At 64.0% G+C, this 20,011-nt stretch carries 16 protein-coding genes and 1 pseudogene; 9 read left to right on the forward strand and 8 right to left on the reverse strand.

Annotation, left to right across the window (positions count from 1 at the left end; all coding sequences use genetic code 11):
- Positions 1-5 precede the first annotated feature (5 nt).
- A pseudogene (locus M2395_RS00830) lies at positions 6-1,093 on the reverse strand (transketolase-like TK C-terminal-containing protein).
- Positions 1,094-1,307: 214 nt separating this feature from the next.
- Here M2395_RS00830 and M2395_RS00835 point away from each other — a divergent pair.
- Entirely contained in the window at positions 1,308-1,433 is a 126-nt protein-coding gene (locus M2395_RS00835; protein ID WP_011062261.1) for a hypothetical protein, read from the forward strand.
- A gap of 28 nt (positions 1,434-1,461) precedes the next feature.
- On the opposite strand, the gene M2395_RS00840 is transcribed toward M2395_RS00835, so the two are convergent.
- A complete protein-coding gene (locus tag M2395_RS00840; RefSeq protein ID WP_123430458.1) occupies positions 1,462-2,502 on the reverse strand; it encodes an AraC family transcriptional regulator in 1,041 nt (346 codons plus the stop codon).
- 4 nt (positions 2,503-2,506) lie between these two features.
- A complete protein-coding gene (locus M2395_RS00845) occupies positions 2,507-3,637 on the reverse strand; it encodes a carbon-nitrogen hydrolase family protein (protein ID WP_015636340.1) in 1,131 nt (376 codons plus the stop codon).
- 509 nt (positions 3,638-4,146) lie between these two features.
- Between M2395_RS00845 and M2395_RS00850 the strand changes: the two genes are divergently transcribed.
- From M2395_RS00850 to M2395_RS00865, 4 genes are all read left to right on the forward strand, one after another.
- Complete coding sequence (locus M2395_RS00850; RefSeq protein ID WP_123430459.1) at positions 4,147-5,214, forward strand: fatty acid desaturase; 1,068 nt, start codon at positions 4,147-4,149, stop codon at positions 5,212-5,214.
- 148 nt (positions 5,215-5,362) lie between these two features.
- Complete coding sequence (locus tag M2395_RS00855) at positions 5,363-6,508, forward strand: serine hydrolase domain-containing protein (RefSeq protein WP_123430460.1); 1,146 nt, start codon at positions 5,363-5,365, stop codon at positions 6,506-6,508.
- A 159-nt stretch (positions 6,509-6,667) separates the two neighbouring features.
- Positions 6,668-8,707 (forward strand): NADPH-dependent 2,4-dienoyl-CoA reductase, encoded by a 2,040-nt coding sequence (locus tag M2395_RS00860; protein WP_011062256.1) that lies wholly within the window; start codon positions 6,668-6,670, stop codon positions 8,705-8,707.
- A gap of 207 nt (positions 8,708-8,914) precedes the next feature.
- On the forward strand, positions 8,915-9,844 hold the full coding sequence (locus M2395_RS00865) for a 1-aminocyclopropane-1-carboxylate deaminase/D-cysteine desulfhydrase (protein ID WP_011062255.1): 930 nt from the start codon (positions 8,915-8,917) through the stop codon (positions 9,842-9,844).
- Here M2395_RS00865 and M2395_RS00870 read toward each other — a convergent pair.
- The 3 genes from M2395_RS00870 to M2395_RS00880 all read right to left on the reverse strand — a co-directional run bounded on the left by M2395_RS00870 (position 9,835) and on the right by M2395_RS00880 (position 12,629).
- Positions 9,835-10,389: a cytochrome b gene (locus M2395_RS00870; protein WP_011062254.1), complete on the reverse strand. Its 555-nt coding sequence runs from the start codon at positions 10,387-10,389 to the stop codon at positions 9,835-9,837. The two genes, M2395_RS00865 and M2395_RS00870, sit on opposite strands and share 10 nt — an antisense overlap.
- Before the next feature lie 201 nt (positions 10,390-10,590).
- Complete coding sequence (phnX, locus tag M2395_RS00875) at positions 10,591-11,418, reverse strand: phosphonoacetaldehyde hydrolase (protein ID WP_015636337.1); 828 nt, start codon at positions 11,416-11,418, stop codon at positions 10,591-10,593.
- Positions 11,419-11,519: 101 nt separating this feature from the next.
- Positions 11,520-12,629: a 2-aminoethylphosphonate--pyruvate transaminase gene (locus M2395_RS00880; protein ID WP_123430461.1), complete on the reverse strand. Its 1,110-nt coding sequence runs from the start codon at positions 12,627-12,629 to the stop codon at positions 11,520-11,522.
- 110 nt (positions 12,630-12,739) lie between these two features.
- Between M2395_RS00880 and M2395_RS00885 the strand changes: the two genes are divergently transcribed.
- On the forward strand, positions 12,740-13,600 hold the full coding sequence (locus tag M2395_RS00885) for a LysR substrate-binding domain-containing protein (RefSeq protein ID WP_123430462.1): 861 nt from the start codon (positions 12,740-12,742) through the stop codon (positions 13,598-13,600).
- Between the two features lie 170 nt (positions 13,601-13,770).
- On the opposite strand, the gene M2395_RS00890 is transcribed toward M2395_RS00885, so the two are convergent.
- A complete protein-coding gene (locus tag M2395_RS00890; protein ID WP_011062250.1) occupies positions 13,771-14,658 on the reverse strand; it encodes a LysR substrate-binding domain-containing protein in 888 nt (295 codons plus the stop codon).
- A 286-nt stretch (positions 14,659-14,944) separates the two neighbouring features.
- Here M2395_RS00890 and M2395_RS00895 point away from each other — a divergent pair, with 286 nt between their 5' ends.
- From M2395_RS00895 to M2395_RS00905, 3 genes are all read left to right on the forward strand, one after another.
- Positions 14,945-16,270 carry an MFS transporter gene (locus M2395_RS00895; RefSeq protein WP_123430463.1) on the forward strand — a complete coding sequence of 442 codons (1,326 nt, stop codon included), beginning with the start codon at positions 14,945-14,947 and terminating at the stop codon, positions 16,268-16,270.
- Positions 16,271-16,368: 98 nt separating this feature from the next.
- Positions 16,369-17,760: an FAD-dependent oxidoreductase gene (locus M2395_RS00900; RefSeq protein WP_047337316.1), complete on the forward strand. Its 1,392-nt coding sequence runs from the start codon at positions 16,369-16,371 to the stop codon at positions 17,758-17,760.
- 108 nt (positions 17,761-17,868) lie between these two features.
- A complete protein-coding gene (locus tag M2395_RS00905) occupies positions 17,869-18,573 on the forward strand; it encodes a YebC/PmpR family DNA-binding transcriptional regulator (protein ID WP_011062247.1) in 705 nt (234 codons plus the stop codon).
- Between the two features lie 65 nt (positions 18,574-18,638).
- On the opposite strand, the gene M2395_RS00910 is transcribed toward M2395_RS00905, so the two are convergent.
- Positions 18,639-19,952 carry a leucine-rich repeat-containing protein kinase family protein gene (locus M2395_RS00910; RefSeq protein WP_077934509.1) on the reverse strand — a complete coding sequence of 438 codons (1,314 nt, stop codon included), beginning with the start codon at positions 19,950-19,952 and terminating at the stop codon, positions 18,639-18,641.
- Between the last annotated feature and the right edge of the window lie 59 nt (positions 19,953-20,011).

A 20,011-nucleotide genomic window follows, 5' to 3' on the forward strand; every position in this document is an offset into this window, starting at 1 on the left:
TACCGTCAGGGCAGGCCATAGGTCGCCATGGCCTGTTCCACGCATTGCATGGGCAATTGCCCAGCGTCTGCCAGGCTCTTGAGCGCCAGCACGGCGATCCAGCGAGCCTCGGGGCAGCGGCCGCGTCGCGGGTCGCGGGCGGCATCGAAGGAGTCGGTGCCCAGGGCCACCAGCTCGGCCTTGAGGTGAGGGCGTAGCTGTTCGGCCACCGCCTGGCCGTAGCCAGTCACTGCAATCACGGGCGCCGAGTCATCCGCCAGGCAGCGCTGCAGGTGTGAGCCGCGCTTCTCCTGCCCAGGATGCAGGCGATTCCAATGCTGCGCCGCAGCCGCTTCCCGCGCCAGGCGGGTGTAGCTGGGGCAACTCCAGAGCTGGCTGGCCACCTTCCAATCACGCTGCAGCAGATCCGCCGCGGCCCTGACCTGGGCAAACGCCCGGCCGGCGCCCAGCAGTCGCACGCGCCCCGCCGCTGGGTGGGCAGTGGTGTCCGTCACCTTGTACATCCCCTGCAATGCGGCTTGCCGTTGCTCGGGCGTCAGTTCCAGTTGCAGCTCATGGTCATGCAGGGCCAGGTAGTAGAAGCCTGGCTGGCCCTCGATATACAGGCGTTGCAGGGCCTCCAGGATAATCGCCTCGGCCTCCGCGCCAGTGGCCGGGTCGAATGGCAGGCAGTGCGGGTTGTGGGCCAGCCACAACGCCAGTGACGGGTCGGCACCCTTGGGCCATGGGGAGGTTTGGGTCTCACTGTCGTTGCACAGGATGCCCCGCGCCGCGGTCTCGGCGCTGACCGCGCACAACTGCGCCGAAGAACTGCAGCGGTGCAGATAGAGCAGGGGTTTTTCCGCGCTGTCGGTGGAGAACCACAATGGCCAGGCGCTGATCCGGGTACTCCTTTGTGGTGCGCTGTGGCTGCGCACCACAAAGGACTGGCGTGCGGTGCGCCGGTCCAGCTCCAGGGTATTGGCCATCTCCAGCACGGTGTTGAGTGGCGAACCGCCAGGGGGCGGGCGCTCCTGAGCAGGTCCAGGCAGGCCTGGGCCGCCTGTTGCGCGAGGGCCTTGTGGCGAGTGGGAAAAAGTGAGGATGGGTTCATGCTCGGCGCCGTCCGCAAGGGGGGAGAGCGGCTACCCTAACGGATTGGCAAATATGATTGCAATTGCAATCGTTGCAGTTGCATCTGTGTTCGAGGGTTAAATTCCTCACGGGCTGTTACGTTTTAATGATAGAAATCCTGACCTGGGGGGTAGTATTTTTTCTGTCATCCCGGCACTTTATGCTGATCCCGATGGTCATTAGGCACAGGGCTATTGAACAAGGTCTTTCAACAACGGAAAAAGGAGTCCGCCATGGACGAATACCAAGAGGAACTGCTGGAGTATCAGGCTTTCGAGCTGGATCCTCTGGAACCTGCAGAAGACGCCACCGAGCTGTAACGCCGGTGGCGTTTTTTTTACCGTTTCTCTAGCCGAATTGTCGGTGGCTGCGGCGAAAATCCCCGGGGGTCTGGCCATTCCAGCGCTTGAAGGCCCGTTGAAACGCCTCGGCTGAGGCAAAGCCCAGCAGATAGGCAATCTCCCCGAACGCCAGTTCAGTATCGCGAATGTAGGTCATGGCCAGGTCGCGGCGGGTGTCATTGAGAATTGCCCGGAACTGCGTCCCTTCTTCCGCCAGCTTGCGCCGCAGGGTCCAGGTCGGCAGCTTCAGGCGCATCGCCACTTCTTCCAGGCCCGGCTCGCGACCGCCATTGAGCAAAGGCCCCAGCATCTGAATGATGCGTTCGCGCAGGCTGCGGGTGCGGGTCAGTTGTTCCAGTTCTCTCTCGCACAACTGCACCAGATGCCGCCAGGTGCTCGGGCAATGCTGCGGGTTGCGCAGGCCCAGGGTGGCCTGGCTCAGGCGCAGCTGGTTCTGTTCGGCGCCGAACTGGATAGGCGTGGGGCCGAGCACCGCATAGGCCTCGTGGTAGTCCGGGCGCTGGAATTCGATATCGATCTGTTCGGCGTGGATCGCCTGGTCGGCGACGCTGGACAACTGCTGCAGCCAGCCGGAGATGATCGAGTCCACCACGAAGCGGTTGTAGGCGTTGTACGGGCTGATGGAGTAGAAGCACAGCCAGGCGCCGCTGGCATCCTCGTGAAAGCTCGACTGGCCGCGATAGTTGGAGCCATACAGAGCTTCGAAGCGGGTCAGGCAGCGGGCTGCTTCGCGCACGGTGGGGGCCTGGGCTGCGGTCACTCCGGCCAGGCCGGCCTGGCTCAGCCGGCTCAGGCGGCCCATGCGCAAGCCCAGGGCCGGGTCTCCGGTCAGCTGGATCGCCCCGTGGCCCAGGCGCATGTAGCGCGGGATTGACAGCCGCGCTCCGGCTTCGGCCAGGCGTGCGGCGTCCAGGGCGTACTGTTCCAGCAGGGGGGTGGGGTCCTGCCCGTAGCTGAGGACCGCGTCCACCAGGCTATGGACGAAGCCCACCGACAAGTCGCCCAGGCGCATCGGTGGGGTTTTCATTGGCCTACAACCAGATGTTCAGCAGGCGGGCGCCGCGGTTGCCGTCGTCGGCAAAGGTCTGGCCGTTGCTGTTGATGAAACTCTGGCCACTGCTGCGTTGGTCCCAGAACTGACCGCGCAGGAACACGCTGACCCCGGCGCTGGCCAGGCTGCTGGGTGCGCGCGCAGTCAGTGTCAGGCGATGCCAGGCCTCACCCTCGCTGACTTCCTCGGGCTTGAGGCTGACTTCGCTGGGGGTGGCGATGCTCTTGTATCCGCGCCAGGGTTTGTCCCAGCCATCACGGCCCATGACAAAGGCCGGGACCGCCACCAGTTGGGCGTGCTGGTCATTGAGCTTGCGGTAATTGTCGGGGTACCAGCTGTCGCTGCCGATCAGCACACCGAGGCGCCCGGCCGGGGTGTCGATAACCTCCAGCGCTTTGTCGGCATCGCCCTTCACGTAGCCGCTTTCGGCATAGGTCGGGTAGATCTGCCGCTGGGGCTGGCCCATGGGCAGGCCATCGCTGCCAAACACCAGGCTGCTGTTGTACAGGGCGCCGCTGCCGATCTGCAGGTTGCCCTGGCTGACACTGGGTTCTGGAAGAATGATGCTGCCGGCCACCAGGGTCACATGAAACTCCTTGGCCAGGCCGCCGAACAACGACTGATAGTCCCGAGCCATCCTCTTGGCCTTCATGCGCAGGTACGCATCGTCCAGGCGGCTGTCACCCCTGGCGCTGATCAGCGCCTTGAGAAACGGCAGCGGGTTGCTCACCGCCAGCCAGTTCATTGCCTCCTTCAGAGAGGTGGCCTGATACAGCTCATTCTTTTCACCACTGACCATCAGCCAGGTGCCGACATGCTCGGGCAGCACGACGATGGTCTTGTCATTGACCAGGCCCTTGTCACGGGCTTGCTGCATGTAGGCCGCAAGCTTGCGATGCAGGCGCTCGATGCTCTGGTAGTCGGTGGGGAACAGCTCGGGCTGGATTGCCAGCAGGTTGCCGTGGTCGGCAGGCACACCCTGATCCACCGCGAGCTGGATACGCAGGTCCGACAGGTAGTGCGCCCCTGGACGATCACGGGTCCAGATGGCGTAGCTGGTGATGGCGGCAAGCAGGGCCAGGGTGAGGGTGATGTAGAGAAGTTTGCGCATGGGAAAACAGTCAGCGGCCGTGTGCTGGATCGTGACATTTCTCGGATATTTGGGCCAAAGGTACAGGAAAACAGTGTGTTAGAGCGGTTTTTTGCATGAAATGGGTCATTTTCCGTGGCGTTTCGGGCTTTTACCTGGGCTGCGCCTGCGATGTCGCCTCAGGGGGGAGAGGGCTGGCAGGGTGCTGCGGTCCTGCATCGAGCGCGTCAGGTTTAGTGCAGTTGCCCCTACTTTCGTCGAAGTTTGAGGTTTTGCACGTTGATGGGTTGTTCGACAATGAAGCGATCTTGAAAGTTCTTCGGGACTTATCCGAAGAGGTTCAGTAGTGGCGAACTAATAGTTCCAAAGTGGACTGCTGGGTCATTCGTAACAGTTGTTAAAAAAACCAGCGGTCCAGGGGGCCACTTATCAGTTGTAGCCGCCGTTTCGGCCCAATTGGTTGTTTTGCTATCGAAGTATGTCTTTCTATTGAAGTTCGCCTCCACTCATTTTCTTCAAAGGATGAAGTGATGAACTCCATAGAAAAGGAACTTGATTGCGGTCGTTCCGTAACTGACCAGCAAAAGATCGAAGAAGTCACCCGCCAAATTACCGAGCATGGTAACGAACTACGCAGACGCTATCCTGTCCTGAACTATCAGAACGCCCTGGGTGCAAGTGCCATGGCTGTTTCGGTGACAGTTATGGTGGTGACTGGTGTGTTGTATGTGAAGGGCATCATGCCCGCGTGGTTGTGCATCTTGGTAAACGCGCTGTCGACCTCGATCATTCATGAACTTGAACATGACCTGATTCACCGTCTGTATTTCCGGAAACAGCCTCTGGCCCATAACTTCATGATGCTGCTGTGCTGGCTGACGCGCCCGGGAATGCCCAGCCCCTGGCTCAGGCGCGGCCTGCACTTTCATCATCACAAGGAATCCGGAACCGCCACCGATGTCGAGGCCTGGATCACCACCAGCGGCAACCCCTGGGGCATTCTCAGGCTGCTGAAGCTGATGGATGGCTTCCTGTTCGGCTTTGTGAATGCGGTCTGCGCACCGGGCTGGCGGCAGAAAATGAAACTGCTGGCCAGGATCATTCGCCTCAATACCCCTTTCGGGCTCCTGTACTGGGGCAGCTGGTATGTGTTCCTGGGTTATCACTTGTCTACCTGGCTGGGCGGCCTGGCAGGAGTGCCGCCACCAAGTTCGTCGTTAGTGCTGCAAGTGATGAACGTGATCGATTGTGCAGTGGTCATTGTTGTTGCGCCGAATATGATTCGACAGTTCTGCCTGTATTTCATCAGTTCCAATATGCATTATTACGGTGATGTTGCGCCACGCAATGCTCTACAACAAACCCAAGTAATGAACCATTGGCTGCTGTGGCCGTTCCAGTTGTTCTGTTTCAACTTTGGCAGTACTCACAGTATTCATCATTTTGTCGTGAAAGATCCTTTTTATCTTCGACAGATGACGGCGCCCTATGCCCATGAAGTCATGGCGAAGGCCGGAGTTCGTTTCAATGACTTCGGTACCTACAAGCGCGCAAATCGTTTCAAGTTGGATACGGTCCACTTTCAGTCCAGAGGCTGAAGGTCTTTTGCACCTCTATTGTTCTTGTTATCACAGGTTTGCATTGCCATTGACGAATGCAACCGGCCTCTTGGTTTCGGTTTTTAACTCATGCTGACCCTGGCCGACTCTCGCCAGGGCGGCATGACGATGGATGGGAGTTTTGAGAATGGAAGCGCAAGGAACATGTGCGAAGGGTTTCGAAGCCGTGCTGCACGCCTTCGAGGCAATGTTCGATGATCCCCAGGAGCGCGGCGCCGGGCTCTGTGTGCAGGTCGGCGGCCAGACCGTGGTCGACCTGTGGGCCGGCGTGGCGGACCTGGAGGGCAACAAGCCGTGGCACCACGGCACCCTGGCCAATACCTTCTGCACCATCAAGCCCTTGGCCGCAGTGGCTGCCCTGATGCTGGTGGAGGAGGGCAGGCTGGAGCTCGACGCGCCGGTGGCCCGCTACTGGCCCGAGTTTGCCCAGGGCGGCAAGGGGCGGGTCACCGTGCGCCAGGTCATGACCCACACCTCCGGCATACCGGCGCTGCGCGGGCCCAATCACAACGCCATGATGTATGACTGGGAGCACATGGTTGAGATCCTGGCTGCCGAGCCATTGTGGTGGCAGCCAGGAACCGGGTTGGGGTATGCCACCACTATCTTTGGCTGGGTCATCGGTGAGTTGATTCGCCGGGTCGACGGTCGAGAGCCTTGCACCTTCATCCACGAGCGGATCACCCGGCCCCATGACCTGGAGGTTTACCTGGGGGTCGAGGAACAGGATTTTGAGCGTATCGCGCATTTCGATGCCGCCGAGGGGCGGGTGGGCGACTACTACTCGGAGGACCTGCGCAAGGTGATCATTGCCGAGCCGGAGCATGTCGCGACCCTGGCCTTTACCAACCCGGGCATGGTCCCCCGGCGCACCTGCGACCCCCGCTGGTGGGCCTATCGGCAGCCGGGGGTCAACGGCCACAGCACCGCCCATGGCCTGGCCGGCTTTTACAGCGCATTGCTGGGGGGCCGCCTGATCGGGCCCGACCTGTTGAGTGAGTTCACCCGCGAGCACAGCAATGACATGGATCGCATCTGGCGACGCCCCATGCGCTATGGCCTGGGCTGCATGATGGAGCAACCGGCCGATCCGGCTGCCTCCCTCGGCATGGGGCCCGAGACTTTCGGTCATATCGGCCTGGGCGGCCCGATCAGTTTTGCCGACCCCGAACGCGAGGTGAGCTTCGGCTTTGTCACCACCACCTCGGGCCGGCACACCATGATCGATCCCCGCCCGCAGCAACTTGCCGCGCTGGCCTACGCGGCACTTTAAGTGGAAGGGGGAATGGAAAAAGGGTGTGCGTTCTGATCATTAAGTTGTCAGTTACGGTCATTGAGTGCCCGATGTTCTGCTCTTAGTCTGTGCAGCACTACTGATGGAAGCCGCAGAGCTTCCGCATTTTTCCGTGATTGCCCGATCTGGAGTGACACCATGGCTGGAGCACCTTACCCGCATTTGCTGGCCCCCCTCGACCTGGGTTTCACCACCCTGCGCAACCGTACCCTGATGGGGTCGATGCACACCGGTCTGGAAGAAAAGCCCGGCGGCTTCGAGCGCATGGCGGCGTACTTTGCCGAGCGTGCCCGGGGCGGCGTGGGCCTGATGGTCACCGGCGGCATCGGCCCCAACGATGAGGGCGGGGTGTATTCCGGCGCCGCCAAGCTGACCACCGAAGAAGAGGCACTCAAGCACCAGATCGTGACCCGGGCGGTGCACGAGGCCGGCGGCAAGATCTGCATGCAGATCCTTCATGCCGGGCGTTATGCCTACAGCCCCAAGCAGGTGGCTCCCAGCGCCATCCAGGCACCGATCAACCCGTTCAAGCCAAAGGAGCTGGACGAGGAAGGCATCGAGAAGCAGATCCGCGATTTCGTCACCTGCTCGACCCTGGCCCAGAAGGCCGAGTACGACGGTGTCGAGATCATGGGCTCGGAAGGTTATTTCATTAACCAGTTCCTGGCCGCCCACACCAACCACCGCACCGATCGTTGGGGCGGCAGCTATGAAAACCGCATGCGCCTGCCGGTGGAAATCGTCCGTCGGGTACGTGAGGCGGTGGGCCCGAACTTCATCATCATCTTCCGCCTGTCGATGCTCGACCTGGTGGAAGGCGGCAGCACCTGGGAAGAGATCGTGCAACTGGCCCAGGCCATCGAGCAGGCCGGCGCCACCCTGATCAACACCGGGATCGGCTGGCACGAAGCGCGGATTCCCACCATCGCCACCAAGGTGCCGCGTGCCGCATTCAGCAAGGTGACGGCCAAGCTGCGCGGTTCGGTGAGCATTCCCCTGATCACCACCAACCGCATCAACACCCCGGAAGTCGCCGAGCAGATCCTCGCCGAGGGCGATGCCGACATGGTCTCCATGGCGCGGCCATTCCTGGCCGACCCGGACTTCGTCAACAAGGCCGCCGAAGGCCGCGCTGACGAAATCAATACCTGCATCGGCTGCAACCAGGCGTGCCTGGACCATACGTTCGGCGGCAAGCTCACCAGTTGCCTGGTCAACCCGCGCGCCTGCCACGAGACCGAGCTGAACTACCTGCCGGTCAAGCAGATCAAGAAGATCGCCGTGGTCGGTGCCGGCCCGGCGGGCCTGTCCGCCGCTACCGTGGCTGCCGAGCGTGGGCATCAGGTGACCCTTTTCGATTCCGCCAGCGAGATCGGCGGCCAGTTCAACATCGCCAAGCGAGTGCCGGGCAAGGAAGAGTTCTTCGAGACCCTGCGCTACTTCAAGCGCAAGTTGCAGACCAGCCATGTCGAGCTGTGCCTCAACACCCGCGTCGATGTGCAGCAACTGGTGGCCGGCGGCTTTGACGAAATCATCCTGGCCACCGGCATTGCCCCTCGCGTGCCGGCGATTCCCGGGGTGGAGCACGCCAAGGTCCTCAGTTACCTGGACGTGCTGCTCGAGCGCAAGCCGGTGGGCAAGAGCGTGGCGGTGATCGGTGCCGGCGGCATCGGCTTCGATGTTTCCGAATTCCTCGTGCACCAGGGTGTGGCCACCAGCCAGGATCGCCAGGCATTCTGGAAGGAATGGGGCATCGACACCCAGCTCCAGGCCCGTGGCGGTGTGGCCGGGATCAAGCCCGAGCCCCATGCACCAGCGCGGCAGGTGTTCCTCTTGCAGCGCAAGAAGACCAAGGTCGGCGACGGCCTGGGCAAGACCACCGGCTGGATCCATCGCACCGGTCTGAAGAACAAGCAGGTGCAGATGCTCAACAGCGTCGAGTACCTGAAGATCGACGATGCCGGCTTGCATATCCGTATCGGTGAGGCCGGCGAACCCCAGGTGCTGCCGGTGGACAACATCGTCATCTGTGCCGGCCAGGATCCGCTGCGTGAACTGCAGGACGGCCTGGTGGCGGCAGGGCAGAACGTGCACCTGATCGGTGGTGCCGATGTGGCCGCCGAACTGGACGCCAAGCGCGCCATCAACCAGGGTTCGCGTCTGGCGGCCGAGCTGTAACGGCCTGCCGTCCTGTAGCCGCTGCCGTAGGCTGGGCACGAGGCCGCAGGACTCGCCCAGCGGGCAATCGCGCTGCAACCAGCGAGCGCGGTTGCCTGTCTTGCGGGTTCTGCGAACCCGTTCGCAGCCTGCGGCAGCGGCTACAAGGATGAGCCTGGGCCTGGAGCTGATAGACTGCGCAGCTTCTTCCCCGAACCCCCGCTGCCGATGTCCTTCCCCGAATCCTTCGACTGGTTACCCCACGCCCCGCTGCAACGGCTGGAGCTGGACTGGCTGTCGCGGGCCGGGGTCGAGGTGGCGGTGCTGCGCCTGGACCTGATCGACCCGCTGATCAGTGGCAACAAGTGGTTCAAGCTGACCGAACACCTGGCGGCGGCACGTACCGCCGGTGCCCACGGCATCATCAGCCTGGGGGGCGCCCATTCCAATCATCTGCATGCGCTGGCCGCTGCTGGCCGGCGTTTTGCCTTTCCCACCGTGGGTCTGTTGCGTGGCCATCCACAGGACACACCGACGGTGCTCGACCTGCAAGCCTTCGGCATGCGCCTGCACTGGCTGGGCTATGGCGGTTATCGCGCGCGCCACGAGGCGGGTTTCTGGACGCCCTGGCAGGCCCGGTATCCGGAGTTATACCCGGTGCCTGAAGGCGGCGGTGGCCTGGCCGGCGCAGCGGGCTGCATGACCCTGCGCGATCAGGTGCGGCGGCAGTTGCCGAGCCTGGGCTGGAGCGACTACCACGGCTGGTGGCTGGCCGCCGGCACGGGTACTACCCTGGCCGGGCTGGTGCTGGCGGAGGCCGGAGCGCATCCGGTCTACGGCGCCCTGGCGGTTCCCGAGGATCACGGGGTGGCGCAGCAGGTCGAGGGGATCTTGCAAGAGGCCGGGCAGGGCTGCGGCGGTTATCAGCTGCTGGACAGCAGCCGCGGCGGTTTTGCCAAGGTCGATGAAGTGTTAAGCGGGTTTATCCGGCTCACTGAACAACAATGCGCTCTACCGCTTGAACCCTTGTACACCGGCAAGGCCCTGCTGGCTTTGCAGGAACAGGTCCAGGCCGGGCGTTTCGCCCCGGGTTGCCGGTTGATCTTTGTGCATACCGGCGGCCTGCAGGGCCGCCGCGGGCTGTTGGCTCAGGCCTGACCGCGCTTGCGCCACATGCGTTGCAGAGTGTTGTCGCGCATCACGTAATGGTGATAGAGCCCGGCCAGGGCGTGCAGCCCGATCAGCCAGTAGCCGACCGTACCCAGCAGTTCGTGCCAGCCCTGGAGCTGCTTGGCCAGTGGCTTGTTCTCGGCCAGCAGCAGCGGCAGGTCGAGGCCGTAGAACATCACCTGGTGGCCCTTGGCGCTGGTGGTCAGCCAGCCGAGGATCGGCATGGCGATCATGAACAGGTACAGCGCCCAGTGCATCAGGGTCGACAGCAGCCGTTGCCAGTGGGGCGGGGTGGGCAGGATCTTCGGAGCTACGCCCTGGGCACGAGCGAACAGGCGCAGCCAGACCAGCGCAAACACTGTCAGGCCGAGCATGAAGTGGGCTTCGACAATCAGCGTGCGACCACCGCTGCCTTTGGGGAAGATGCCGCGAAATTCGATACAGGCGTAAACCACGGCCAGTAGCACCAGCATCAACCAGTGCAGGGCGATCGTCATGGTGCTGTAGCGAGACTCAGTGTTTTTCCAGGGCATACGGGACATCCTCGGTCATCAGGTCTGAAGCCTCCGTTCTTGAGCGACGGAGTGCTTTAACTGTAATCCGCTTTATGCCGGTCTGCCTGGAGCTGTAGCGGCTTTTATCGCCCCCCTGTGCAGCGTCGGGGCGGTGGGCGGGTATAAAAAAACGGCGGCCCCGAAGGCACCGCCGTTTTTTAATATTGCTCCGTGCCTGAATCAGTTGCCCTGGGGCATTTCCCCCCGGGCCAGGCGCTGGTTGATGTCGGCGATCACCTGGGGCAGGTCGGCGATGGTGTCGATCAGGTAGTGCGGGCGCGAAGCCTCGAACAGCTTGTGGATGCGCTTGCGCTCGCTGGCCAGGGTGTCGCTGGCCAGGGCCCGGTAGCCTTCGTAGGTCAGGCCCAGGGCATTGCCCGAGCAGGTCAGCGCCACGGTCCACATGCCGGCGCGGCGGCCTTCGAGAATGCCCGGTACGGTGTCGTCGATCTTCACGCAGGCGGCCACGTCGTCGATGCCCAGGGCGATCACGTTGGCCAGGGCCTGGGCTGGCCATGGGCGGCCGTTGGGCACTTCGTCGGTGGCCACCACGTGGTCGGCGGTGTAGCCGTTGGTGGCGGCCAGGGCTACCACCTTGTCCATCACCTGCTTGGGGTAGCCGGAGCAGGAGCCGATCTTGATCCCCTGTCCACGCAGCTTGGCGATCACCTCCAGGGCGCCGGGGATCAGCGCCGAGTGCTCGGCGATCTTCTCGATCTGCAACGGCATGAAGCGTTCGTAGATAGCGGTCACATCGGCGTCAGTCGGGGTGCGGCCGAAGACCTTGCGATAGCGCTCGGCCACCTCCGGCAGGTCGCACAAGGTGCGGATGTGATCCCACTTGCCCATGCCCATGGGGCCGCGGGCCTCTTCGATGGACACCTGCACATCGAACTCGGCGAAGGCTTCGACAAAGATCTGGGTCGGGGCAAAGGAGCCGAAGTCGACCACGGTGCCGGCCCAGTCGAGGATCGCCGCTTGCAGCTGAGAAGGGTTGCTGTAGTTCATGGTTTCGATGCCTGTGTAGGAGCGAGCTTGCTCGCAAAAAAGGTTCGGTATCGCGTCGCCTGATTCGCGAGCAAGCTCGCTCCTACAGGCTCGGTGGGGAGTCAGATATCGAGGACTTCCATCTCCCGCAGCACCTCGGCGATGGCGGTGACGGCAGCCTGCATGCCGCGGCGGTCGACATGGCCGATGCAGCCCACGCGGAAGGTTTCGACCTGGGTCAGCTTGCCCGGGTAGAGGATGAAACCCTTGGCCTTGACCCGCTCGTAGAAATCCTTGAACTGGTAGCGGGGATCTTTCGGGGCGTGGAAGGTGACGATGATCGGTGCCTGGATCGCTTCCGGCAGAAAACTGCGCAGGCCCAGTTCGCCCATGCCGTCGAGCAGTGTCTGGCAGTTGTCGGCGTAGCGGGCGTGGCGCGCCGGCAGGCCACCTTCCTCGGCGTATTGCAGCAGGGCTTCGTGCAGCGCGGCGACCACGTGGGTCGGCGGGGTGAAGCGCCACTGGCCGGTCTTGGCCATGTAGCTGTGCTGGTCGTGCAGGTCCATGGCCAGGGAATGGGCATTGCCGCCGGCCTGGGCCAGGGAGGCCTTGGCAGCGAAGACAAAGCCCATGCCGGGCACGCCTTCCAGGCATTTGCCGGAGGCGGCGATCAGCGCATCGAAGGGGATTTCCCGGGCATCGATGGGTAGCGCGCCGAAGGAACTCATGGCGTCGATGATCAGGCGCTTGTCATGGCTGGCCACCACCTGGGCGATTTCCGGCAGCGGGTTGAGGATGCCGGTGCTGGTTTCGCAGTGGATCAGCGCCACGTGGCTGATGCTGCTGTCGGCCTGGAGCAGGCGCTCGACATCCGCGGCCGTGGTGGGCTGGTCCTCGGCGGTTTCGAAGGTGCTGAAATCCCGGCCGAGCACTTCGCAGATCTTCGCCAGGCGCTTGCCGTAGGCACCGTTGATCAGCACCAGGACCTTGCCGTCGCGGGGCACCAGGGTGCCGATGGCCGCTTCCACGGCGAAGGTGCCACTGCCTTGCAGGGGCACGCAGTGATGGCTGTCGGCGCCCTGGATGATGGCCAGCAGCTGTTGGCACAGGCTGGCGGTCAGCTGGTTGAAGCGGTCATCCCACGAACCCCAGTCCACCAGCATTGCCTGGCGGGTGCGGGCGGAGGTGGTCAGGGGGCCGGGGGTAAGCAGGATTGGCTCGGCGATGCTCATGCTGTGTCCTCGAAAAGGTGGGGATGACGCTACGGGGACTAAATTGCAGTTTGCCTTGTCATCAATCAAATTGTTTGTTGTTATGCCAGCCATCAGTGAGGCCGATAGCTATGAACCTGTTTCAACTCCGCGCATTCGACGCCGTGGCCCGGGAAGGCAGCTTTACCCGGGCCGCCGGGCGGCTGTTCATCAGCCAGCCGGCGGTCACCGGGCATATCAAGGCCCTGGAAGAGCATTACCAGATCACCTTGCTGCGGCGCACTGCGCGCCGGGTGGAACTGACCGAAGAGGGCATCAAGCTGGCGGCCATTACCCGGGCCATGTTCGGCCTGGCGGAAGAGGCCCAGGCCATGCTCGAGGCCAACCGGCAATTGCTCACCGGGCGCCTGGAAGTGGCAGCGGACGGCCCCCATCTGGTCATGCCGATGCTGGCCAGCCTGCGGGCGCGCTACCCGGGGGTGACGGTCAACCTGCGCCTGGGCAATGCCCAGGAAACCCTGGCGGCGCTGTTGTCCGAGCATGCCGACGTGGCGGTGCTGACCGAGGTCGAGCCGCGCAAGGGCCTGCACCTGCAAAGCCTGGGCGAGTCGCGGATCTGTGCCCTGGTGCCCGATGGGCACCCTTGGCTGGAACTGGCCGAGGGCGTCGCCATCAAGCAGTTGGACCAGGTGATCATGGTGCTGCGCGAACCGGGTTCGATCACCCGCCGGACGTTCGATGAGGCCTGTGGGCTGGCCCAGGTCCAGCCCCGGGTGCTGCTGGAGCTGGACAGCCGCGAAGCGGTGACCGAGGCGGTGGCGGCGCACCTGGGGGCGGGCATTGTCAGTTCGGTGGAGGTTGGCCACGACCCGCGGGTGCGCACGGTGCCGATCCGCGGTGCGGGGCTGGTCAACCGGCACATGATCGGCTGCGTGGAGCGGCGCCGGGACCTGCGCTTGATCCAGGCGTTTTTCGCCCTGGCTCCAGCCTGAGCCCACCTCCACTCTTGTAGGAGCTGGCTTGCCGGCGAAGAGGCCCGAAAGATCGCCTTCGCCGGCAAGCCAGGCTCCTGCGGTAGCGGTGTCTGGGGGATCGCTTTCGCCGGCAAGCCGGCTCCTACGGTAGGGGTGCCTGGAGATCGCCTTCGCCGGCGAGCCGGCTCCTACAGGGCGGTGGGGGAGGCCAGGCTTTCGCGTACCAGGTCGAGGAAGGTGGCGACGATCCGTCGTGAACTCTGTTCGCGCAGGCACACCAGGGTTTCGGTCAGGCGCCGCTGGCAGTCGACGATCGGCAGGGCGCAGACCCGGGCGTCGGCGCCGAACTCCGCCGCCGAGACCACCCCCACGCCAATGCCCACCACCACCGCTTCGCGCGCGGCTTCGCGACCTTCCACCTGGATGGTCGGGCGGATGCGCAGGCCGGCGCGGTTCATTTCCTCTTCCAGGGTCTGGCGGGTTACCGAACCGACCTCCCGCAGCACCAGGGGCGTGTCGTCCAGGTCGGCGAGGCAGATGGACTGGCGGCCGGCCCAGGGGTGGTGACGGGAGACGAACGCCACCATCGGGTCGTTGCGCAGGGTCAGAGACAGCAGGCGCTCGTCGTCCACGGCCCGCCCCAGCAGAGCCAGGTCGGCCTGGTAATTGAACAGGCGCAGCAGCGATTCATCGGTGTTGCCGGTTTCGATCTTCACATTGATCCCGGGGTACAGCTCGCAGAACCGGGCGATCTGCGGCAGCACATGCACCGGGGCATCCACCGCCAGTACCAGGCTGCCGGTCTGCAAGGCCCGGGACTCCTGCAGCAGCTCCTTGGCTTCGGCTTCCACCACGAACAGGCGCTGGGTGATGGCCAGCAGGCGCTCGCCCAGGTCGGTCAGGCGCACCGAGCGCTTGTTGCGATGAAACAACAGCACCCCGAAGCGCTCTTCGAGCTTGCGCACCTGGTCGGAAATCGCCGGCTGCGTCAGGTACAGGCGTTCGGCCGCCCGGGTGAAGCTGCCGTGCACCGCCACGGCGTGGAAGGCTTTCAATTGGGCGTGGGAAACCGACATGGGCCAATCCTCTTACAAGCTGAGCTTATATTTGAAATACGATAAATCGATTTCATTTATTAGTCAGTAATTGCTTCCATCCCTGCAAGCCCAGTGACCGTTCGGTCGACCGGCACCGGGCCCTGAGGCCTGTGCGTGCAGCTTCGGTCCCCGAAACGGGCCGGCAACAGGACTCATCTGACCAGCAGCGCCCGCCGCGAGGGCCCTGCTGCAGTGCTCAAGAATAAAAAACACAGGCGTTTGCTTCGCATCCTGCCGGCACACTCACCCTGAGGTCAGAACCACAATGAACAAGCAGATCGGCACCATCAAACGTTGGCGCGTGCAGATTTTCGCCATCACCTGGATCGCCTACGCGGCGTTCTACTTCACCCGCAAAGCCTTTTCCGTCGCCAAGCTCGGGATCGCCGACGATCCCGACTTCACCCTCGACAAGATGGCCATGGCCAACCTCGACGCCATCTACCTGGCGGCCTACGCCGTGGGGCAGTTCACCTGGGGCATCTTCGCCGACCGCTTCGGCCCGCGGGTGGTGCTGCTGGGCGGCTTGCTGATTTCCGCCGCTGCGGCGCTGGTGATGGGCAGCTTCGCCACCTTGCCGGTGTTCGCCACCTGCATGCTGGTCCAGGGGCTGGCGCAGTCCACGGGCTGGTCGGGGCTGTGCAAGAACATCGGCAGTTTCTTTCCCGCCGGGCAGCGCGGCAGGGTGCTGGGGCTGTGGAGTTCCTGCTACGCCTTCGGCGGCCTGGTGGCCTCGCCCTTTGCCGGCTGGTGGGCCTATACGCTGATCGGCACCTGGCACGCGGCGTTCATTTCCAGTGCGGTGGTGGTGGGCCTGACCGCGGTGCTGTTCTTCATCTTCCAGCGCAATACCCCGGAGGACGTGGGCCTGCCGGCCGTGGAGCCATTGCCCCCGCAGAGCGCCGAAGAAGACGCCGCCGAACGGCGCATGAGCGTCTGGGAACCGCTGCGCGAGATCCTGCGCAACCGCACGGTGCTGATCCTCGGGCTGTCGTACTTCCTGCTCAAGCCGGCGCGCTACGCGATCCTGCTGTGGGGGCCGGTGATCGTCTACGAACAGATGCCGTCGGTGGGCAAGGTGGGGGCGGCGATCGTGCCCACCAGCTTCGAGCTGGCCGGGCTGCTGGGGCCGGTGATGATCGGCCTGGCCTCGGACAAGCTGTTCGGCGCCCGGCGCATGCCGGCCTGTGTCATCAGCCTGCTGGCGCTGACCCTGTCCCTGGCGCTGTTCATGGGCGCTCTGCATACCGGCAGCGTCGTGCTGGTGATGGCCCTGCTGTTTTTCATGGGCCTGACCCTGTACGGGCCGGACTCGATGATCTGTGGCGCTGCAGCCATCGACTTCGGCTCGGCCAAGGCCGGGGCCACCGCGGCCGGTTTCGTCAATGGCTGCGGCTCGGTGGGCGCGGTGCTGGGTGGCCTGCTGCCGGGTTACTTCGACACGGTCACGGTGTTCATCGTGTTTGCCGCCTGCGCCCTGGTCTCGGCCCTGGTGCTGGTGCCGTACTGGAACAGCCGGCCCCAAGGGCTCGAGCCGGTGCGCGCACTCGTTCCCAATGGACCTTTGCTGATCAAACCGCTGCGTACCTGACTTTCGGGCCTCTTCGCCGGCAAACCGGCTCCTACGAAGGCTTGTAGGAGCAGGCTTGCCAGCGAACCCACTCGCCGTTTTTTACCTGGAGACTCACCATGCGACCTTTCTGGCTGGAACAGGCCCTGCAACAGCAACCCTCACCGGCGTGCCCGCCACTGTCGGGCGATACCACCTGCCAGGTGGCGATTGTCGGCGGCGGCTACACCGGGCTGTGGACCGCCATCATGCTCAAGGAGCAGAACCCCGGGCTGGACGTGCTGCTGATCGAGGCGGATATCTGCGGCGCCGGTGCCAGTGGGCGCAACGGCGGCTGTGCGCTGTCCTGGTCGGCCAAGTACTTCACCCTGGAGCGGCTGTTCGGTGTCGAGGAGGCCGTGCGCCTGGTCAAGGAATCCGAGCAGAGCATCTATGCCATCGGCGCCTTCTGCGAGCGCTACGGGGTGGATGCCCAGTACCGCCTCGACGGCACTTTGTACACGGCCACCAACCCGGCCCAGGTCGGCTCCACCGATGGCGTGATCGCTGCGCTGGAGCGCCGCGGCATCAACTCCTTCGACAAGCGACCCCTGGCCGACGTGCAGCGCATGGCCGGTTCCAGCCAGCATCTGGAGGGCTGGTATTCGCCGGCGGCGGCCAGCGTACAGCCGGGCCTGCTGGTGCGCGGGCTGCGCCGGGTGGCCCTGCAACTGGGCGTGAGGATTCATGAGAACACCGCCATGACCGGGCTGGAGGAGGGGCGCCCGGCGCTGTTGCGCACACCCATGGGGCAGATCCGCGCCGAGCGCGTGGTACTGGCGATGAATGCCTGGATGGCCCGAGCCTTCCCGCAATTCGAGCGCAGCGTGGCGATTGTTTCCAGCGACATGCTGATCACCGAGCCGCGGCCCCAACTGCTGCAGCAGATCGGCCTGACCAGCGGCGTGACGGTGCTGGATTCGCGGATCTTCGTGCACTACTACCACAACACCCCGGACGGTCGGATCATGCTCGGCAAGGGCGGCAACACCTTCGCCTATGGCGGGCGGATGCTGCCGGTGTTCGACCAGCCGTCGCCCTACGCCGGCTTGCTCAAGCGCAGCCTGGGGCAGTTCTTCCCGGCCTTTGCCGACGTGCCGGTGGCGGCCACCTGGAATGGCCCGTCGGATCGCTCGGTGACCGGCTTGCCGTTCTTCGGCCAGATGAGCCGCGCGGGCAATGTGTTCTACGGTTTCGGGTATTCCGGCAGCGGCGTCGGCCCCTGCCATATGGGCGGGCAGATCCTCGCCTCCCTGGTGCAGGGGCTGGACAACCCCTGGACTCGCTCGCCGCTGGTCAATGGCCCCCTGGGCTACTTCCCGCCGGAGCCGATCCGCTACCTGGGTTCGCTGGTGGTGCGCAACGCCATCCGCCGCAAGGAACGGGCCGAGGACCACGGGCGCCGGCCGCGGCACCTGGATGTGCGCCTGGCGCGTTTCGCTGCGGCGGCCGGCAAGGCCGACAAGGGCTGAAGCCTGCCAGCCACTGACTTTTTGGTCGATCAGGGCCTTGAGGACGTATAAACTTGCCCATCGCGTCGGCCAAATCCAACTCGACGCCATAGATCAAGAGAGTGAGTAATGGGCGCACAGTGGAAGGTTAAACACAAAGAAGCGGCAGCCAATGCCAAGGGCAAGATTTTCGGCAAGCTGGTCAAAGAGATCACCATCGCCGCACGTAACGGCGCCGACACCGCCACCAACGCCCACCTGCGGCTGGTGGTGGAACAGGCGAAAAAGGCTTCGATGCCCCGCGAGACCCTGGAGCGTGCCATCAAGAAAGGCTCGGGCCAGCTGGGCGAGACCGTGCAGTACCACCGCGTGACCTACGAAGGTTTTGCCCCGCACCAGGTACCCCTGATCGTTGAATGCGTGACCGACAACATCAACCGTACCGTGGCGGAAATCCGCGTGGCGTTCCGCAAGGGCCAACTGGGCGCTTCGGGTTCGGTGTCCTGGGATTTCAACCACGTGGGCATGATCGAGGCCTCGCCGGACAGCCCGGACGCCGATCCGGAACTGGCCGCCATCGAGGCCGGTGCCCAGGACTTCGAGCCGGGCGAAGAGGGCGCGACCCTGTTCCTGACCGAGCCTGCGGACCTGGATGCGGTACAGAAAGCCCTGCCCGAGCAAGGTTTCACCGTGCTTTCGGCCAAGCTTGGCTACCAGCCGAAGAACCCGGTCAGCGGCCTGAGCGATGAGCAGATGGCTGAAGTCGAGGCGTTCCTCGAAGGCCTGGACAACCATGACGACGTGCAGGACATGTTCGTCGGCCTGGCAGGCTAAGGCGATTCGCCGGCCAGCCGGCTCCTGCATTCCTCTGTAGGAGCCGACTGGCCGGCGAAGCTGTTTTAAAGCCCCGCCAATTCCTCGCAGACCTGGGTAAAGCCCGGTCGCGCCAGTACCTCCGGCTGGCAGCAGCGCTGCACCAGCGCCGCCAGTTTCTGCTGTTGCCCCAGGCTCAGCGAGCCATCCCCGCGCTCCAGCAATTCCTCCAGCAAGATACCGAAGGCCCGTACTTCCAGGCGTTGCAGCGCCCGGCTTTGCACGGTGTCGTCCTGGGCATGGAAGGACGCTGCGCCAAAATCCCCCAGCAGGCAGTCGCCCTGGGCGTTCCACAAGGTGTTGTGGCCATAGAGGTCGCCATGGGTGATGCCCTGGGCGTGCAGGTGCGCGCCCACCGAAGCAATGCCCCGGGCGATGCCCAGGGTTACGTCGGCGTTGAAGCGGGTGTCGTCCGGGTAGATGTCCCGGGAGCAGGAGTCCAGGCTGGGCAGCGCTGCAAGGTTGGCAAAACTTTTGTCGATCAACTGCATCACCAGGCCGTTCTGGCCCTGGGGGTGGTCGAGGATGCGGCCTTCGACGCGGATCAGGTTCGGGTGCAGCCCGGCGCTGATACAGGCGTTCATTTCATGCAGCGGCGAGCCGTCGCTGGTCATCTCGCCCTTGTACAGCTTGACCGCCACCGCTCGCGGCGGTTGCCCGGCGGGCTGCCATTGCGCCTGGTGAATCACCCCCGAGGCGCCTTCGCCCAGGCGCTGTTCCAGGGTCAGTTCGCTCCAGGGGATGCTTGGCGTGGATGCCAGCGCCGTGGCGTCGGCTTCCGACTCCAGCGGATTGCCGGCGTAGGCCAGCCAGGTCAGGCGCGGCAGGGCCAGGAGGAACGGCGGCAGCTCGGTCAGGCGGTTGGCGGCAATCCGCAGCAGTTCCAGGCGGTGGCACTGGCCCAGACTTTCGGGCAGGCGGGTCAGGCGGTTGCCGGCGAGCATGAGTTTTTGCAGCAGCGGGCGCTGGCCCAGTTCTTCCGGCAGCTCAGCGATGCGGTTATCGGTGAGGATCAGCCAGCGCAGTTGCGGTGGCAGGGCGGCGGCCGGCACCCGCTCGATGCGGTTGGCCTTGAAGCCGATCATGCTCAGTTGCAGGCATTGGCCGAGGCAGGCCGGTACTTCACTGAACCGGTTGTCCGAGCAGAACAGGATGCGCAGGCGAGTGAGCCGGTGCAGGTCCTCGGGCAGGCTGCTCAGGGCGTTGCCACTGAGGTTGAGGATCTCCAGGGAGTCGGCCAGATCGAAGATTTCCCGGGGGAACTCGGTCAGCCCGCAGGACAGGTCCAGGCGCTTGATGCCGGCCAGTTGGCCAGCCCGCAGTTGGGCAAGGGTATCCATGAACAGCGTCAACACTCGAAAGAAGAAAAAGGCGGGCAGAATAAAGCAGTTCGGCGGTT

The organism is Pseudomonas sp. BIGb0176, assembly GCF_024810175.1.
Taxonomy (GTDB): domain Bacteria; phylum Pseudomonadota; class Gammaproteobacteria; order Pseudomonadales; family Pseudomonadaceae; genus Aquipseudomonas; species Aquipseudomonas protegens.

Bases quoted from the DNA above. Each gene is read 5' to 3' on its own strand.
- M2395_RS00860 (WP_011062256.1), top strand. From the start codon at position 6,668: ATGGCTGGAGCACCTTACCCGCATTTGCTGGCCCCCCTCGACCTGGGT.
- M2395_RS00855 (WP_123430460.1), top strand. From the start codon at position 5,363: ATGGAAGCGCAAGGAACATGTGCGAAGGGTTTCGAAGCCGTGCTGCAC.
- M2395_RS00845 (WP_015636340.1), bottom strand. From the start codon at position 3,637: ATGCGCAAACTTCTCTACATCACCCTCACCCTGGCCCTGCTTGCCGCC.
- M2395_RS00890 (WP_011062250.1), bottom strand. From the start codon at position 14,658: ATGTCGGTTTCCCACGCCCAATTGAAAGCCTTCCACGCCGTGGCGGTG.
- M2395_RS00850 (WP_123430459.1), top strand. From the start codon at position 4,147: ATGAACTCCATAGAAAAGGAACTTGATTGCGGTCGTTCCGTAACTGAC.
- M2395_RS00905 (WP_011062247.1), top strand. From the start codon at position 17,869: ATGGGCGCACAGTGGAAGGTTAAACACAAAGAAGCGGCAGCCAATGCC.
- M2395_RS00895 (WP_123430463.1), top strand. From the start codon at position 14,945: ATGAACAAGCAGATCGGCACCATCAAACGTTGGCGCGTGCAGATTTTC.
- M2395_RS00910 (WP_077934509.1), bottom strand. From the start codon at position 19,952: ATGGATACCCTTGCCCAACTGCGGGCTGGCCAACTGGCCGGCATCAAG.
- M2395_RS00870 (WP_011062254.1), bottom strand. From the start codon at position 10,389: ATGCCCTGGAAAAACACTGAGTCTCGCTACAGCACCATGACGATCGCC.
- M2395_RS00840 (WP_123430458.1), bottom strand. From the start codon at position 2,502: ATGAAAACCCCACCGATGCGCCTGGGCGACTTGTCGGTGGGCTTCGTC.
- phnX (WP_015636337.1), bottom strand. From the start codon at position 11,418: ATGAACTACAGCAACCCTTCTCAGCTGCAAGCGGCGATCCTCGACTGG.
- M2395_RS00880 (WP_123430461.1), bottom strand. From the start codon at position 12,629: ATGAGCATCGCCGAGCCAATCCTGCTTACCCCCGGCCCCCTGACCACC.
- M2395_RS00885 (WP_123430462.1), top strand. From the start codon at position 12,740: ATGAACCTGTTTCAACTCCGCGCATTCGACGCCGTGGCCCGGGAAGGC.
- M2395_RS00900 (WP_047337316.1), top strand. From the start codon at position 16,369: ATGCGACCTTTCTGGCTGGAACAGGCCCTGCAACAGCAACCCTCACCG.
- M2395_RS00865 (WP_011062255.1), top strand. From the start codon at position 8,915: ATGTCCTTCCCCGAATCCTTCGACTGGTTACCCCACGCCCCGCTGCAA.